Origin of the sequence: Vibrio sp. 10N.222.54.E6 (genome assembly GCF_041473955.1) — a bacterium.
GTDB classification, from domain to species: Bacteria; Pseudomonadota; Gammaproteobacteria; order Enterobacterales; family Vibrionaceae; genus Vibrio; species Vibrio tasmaniensis_A.
The window spans coordinates 1-3,163 of record NZ_JBFRTD010000057.1; the positions used below are offsets into that span (position 1 = coordinate 1).

A 3,163-nucleotide genomic window follows, 5' to 3' on the forward strand; every position below is an offset into this window, starting at 1 on the left:
ACGCGATGATGCCCATTCTTCCCCACAAAAATGAAACGGACCTATTTATTGCCAGTCACCCTGACTCCCTTACCGATTTTTTAAAAACAGAGCTCGCCAACAACAAGCACATTTACTGCTGTTTCCCGCTCTCGCAGTTTTGCTTCTCGTTTTGTCGCGATCTCAATGCTCGTAAGGTGCTGTCAATCAGCTTCCAAAACGCTCACACCCTCTACCCACCCTTTCAGCGGCCATAATTAAGGGGCTACTATGACCATTCCATCTTTTGAGAGCGCCTTTGGACGCTCACTTGTTTTTCTGTGTTTTTTTATTGCGTTACCCACCCAGGCTTACACTGAGCAAGAGCTCAAAGCCTTTGCCAAGCTTGAGCAAGAAATGACTCAACAACCGGAGGCTTCGAAGGCGGGGTCCACTGACGACATACAAAATAAAGCCCAGGCTTATCGAGAAGAAGCGCTGACTCTCAGCCGCAATGTTCAAGATTTGATAAAAGATGAGAGCCTGTCCCCCTTATTGGGGCGACAAAAGCCCACGCGCCACCCTGACCAAGCCCCAAAAGGGGTAATGGTGTTTGTTTCACTCACCATGCCCAAGACCGCGCTCAAACAGCTTCTGATGCAAAGTGAGCACTTAGGTGTGCCACTGGTGATACGCGGTGTCTTACCTGAAGGTTTTCCGGCCACGGCCAAGCGGATCGAGGCCTTGATACGCTCCCCCAATAAGGCGCCCATTCAAAGCGGCTTTTCCATCAGCCCTGATTGGTTTAAGCAATTTGATATTCATCGCGTACCGGCCTTTGTTTCGGTCAAACAAAACCGCTGCTTACCTAAGCAGCCTTGCAAAGCCAGTGACTACGACATCCTTTACGGCAACATTTCACTTTACCAAGCTCTGGATTACCTCGCGGCCGGGGATGCGCAGCAAAACATTCATCCACTGTTGCGCACGCTCTATGCCCAATAACCCTCTCTCACCCCAACTTTTGATGAGGTGCTCCTTATGCGCATTGACCTCTGGGCTGCGCTCACGCTCAGTTTTTTATCTACTCTCGCTCTTGCCAGCGAACAACACACCTTTACCGAGAGCGCCAATTGGGCGAAACAAACGGCAAGCCAAGCTCTCACGCCTCATGCGCTTCCGCTCAATGTCGATGACTATTGCAAAGACGCCACGTGTCGAAAAGAGATCCGCAGTCCAAAAGAATCCACACTGTCAGACAGTGAGATCAATGCACAAAAAGGGACAGAGTTTGTGACCAATGGATTGGCTCAAGACATCAACGCGAACTTCAATAAAGGTCGACCCGATATTAAAGACGACCCGGCGATGCGCTTTGCCTTACTTGGCCAAGAGAATGCTTTTGAAATCACTCATGGTCTCTCAAATGCCTATGTGGATTGTGAGAGCGGCTCCCAATGCGTCATCGATAACATCACAAAACAATGTCACCGACCGACTCACAACCCGGTCCCGTGTGACAAAGTCCCTGTCGCCTCCGTGGTCACCAGCAAGGTGAGCTACCGTTGTCCATCCGGCTGGACAAAACAAGGGATTGATTGCCAACGCCCCTTCCCACAATGCCGATACAATAATAAACATTATGTGAGGCAAACGGGAGGTGATGGCATTTTCTCATCGTCAGGAACCACGTATTTATGGGGCGGGAAGCAAGTCTCTCCCAATCAAGGCTACACGCTTGGCGAGTTAAAACAGACCTATCACGTTAATTGGCAAGCGAGCGAACACTGGGATAAACGCTACGAGATTTGTCGACCCACCACACAAACGAAAAAAGCCACGCTAAGCTGCTCAAACGGGTTCACCTTATCCGGCGGGAACTGCATCAAGAACACCATGACCTGGCGAACACAATGCCGCCTGATGAACTCGTGCAATGTCACTCATCAGCAATGCATTGAAGGTCGAGCCACCCGCACCATTAATGGTATTCCCACCACGCTCAATTGTTGGAAATATCGGATAGACCATCATTGTAACCGCCCTAATACCTGCGCAAACCTCCCGAAAGACTGTACGACTCAAACTCAACATTGCAGCCTTAAGCAAAATGGGGTGTGCATCGAGCAAGAGGTCACAAAGCGTTGTGTTGAGAAGACATGCCGAGCCACTGATCTGCAATGTGGGGAGCACTCCTTCTGTCTTGACGGGGAGTGTTACGAGGAGGCGCCCAAATTGAATAACAATTTTGATAAGTCCGTTGCGGCACTGGCAGGGCTTGCCGAAGCCGTGAAAGACATCGGCGACCCACCCAAAATATTCACGGGAAAGCCGATGAAATGCAGTAAGAAACTCGCGGGCTTCAACGATTGTTGTAAAGACTCAGGATGGGGGCAAGGATTGGGAGCGAAATGCAGCGAAGCGGAAGAAGCGCTGGGGGAAGCCAAAGAGAAAGGCTTAACCCTGTACGTGGGGCAATACTGCGCCAAGAAAGTGCTGGGTGTCTGCACCCGTAAAAAGCGCAGTTACTGCGTTTACGACAACAAGCTGGCCAAAATCATCCAAGAGCAAGGGTCTCTTCAGCAACTGGGTAAACGGTTAGGCAGTGCTAAAAATCCCACCTGCGCCGCTATTACGCCCGAAGAACTGGGTCAAATCAATTTTGAATACATTGATTTTAAAGAGTTCTACCCGGAAATGCGTGCCAACACCAACCTCCCCAACTTTGATGAAATCAAGAAACGACTTCAAAGTGCCACGGGCGGATAACCGCCTCCACGGAATCAAGGTCTATGATGATGAAAAAACCTCTGCTTTGCGTCATTACCCTAGCGCTGCTGACTCACCTCCATCCAGCTCTTGCTCAAGAAACCCCTCCTGGGTGGCGCTGGTACAACGAGCCAAAGGCAATGCCCGTAACGCCCAAACCTAAGCCGCTACCAAGCAACACTCAAACCACCGTATCAAGCCCTAAAACGTTATCGGCGACCGAACAGATGGCCTGGTTTCACTCTGTGCATATTGAAGCGCAAAACGACGCGGCCATTCATCCCAAAGATAAAGACAAGCTCGCGAAGTTTTTAGCGTTAAATCATTTTATCACGGACCAAACCGACCAATTAGGCATGACCTTTAAAGCGCTGCTGCTCGAAAGACCTGAGTTCTCTTACACCAAAGACCATCCGACAGAGCAAGCGGCAAGACA

General features: G+C 50.1%; 4 protein-coding genes. All 4 read left to right on the forward strand.

Annotation, left to right across the window (positions count from 1 at the left end):
• Positions 1-5 precede the first annotated feature (5 nt).
• Positions 6-236, forward strand: coding sequence for a hypothetical protein (locus AB4513_RS24090; protein ID WP_081008191.1), 231 nt, complete (start codon positions 6-8; stop codon positions 234-236).
• 13 nt (positions 237-249) lie between these two features.
• Positions 250-963 carry a type-F conjugative transfer system pilin assembly protein TrbC gene (gene trbC / locus AB4513_RS24095; RefSeq protein ID WP_102258463.1) on the forward strand — a complete coding sequence of 238 codons (714 nt, stop codon included), beginning with the start codon at positions 250-252 and terminating at the stop codon, positions 961-963.
• 36 nt (positions 964-999) lie between these two features.
• A complete protein-coding gene (traN, locus tag AB4513_RS24100; RefSeq protein WP_102258462.1) occupies positions 1,000-2,727 on the forward strand; it encodes a type-F conjugative transfer system mating-pair stabilization protein TraN in 1,728 nt (575 codons plus the stop codon).
• A 23-nt stretch (positions 2,728-2,750) separates the two neighbouring features.
• On the forward strand, positions 2,751-3,163 hold a 413-nt coding region (traF, locus tag AB4513_RS24105), incomplete at its 3' end, for a conjugal transfer protein TraF (RefSeq protein WP_170962747.1).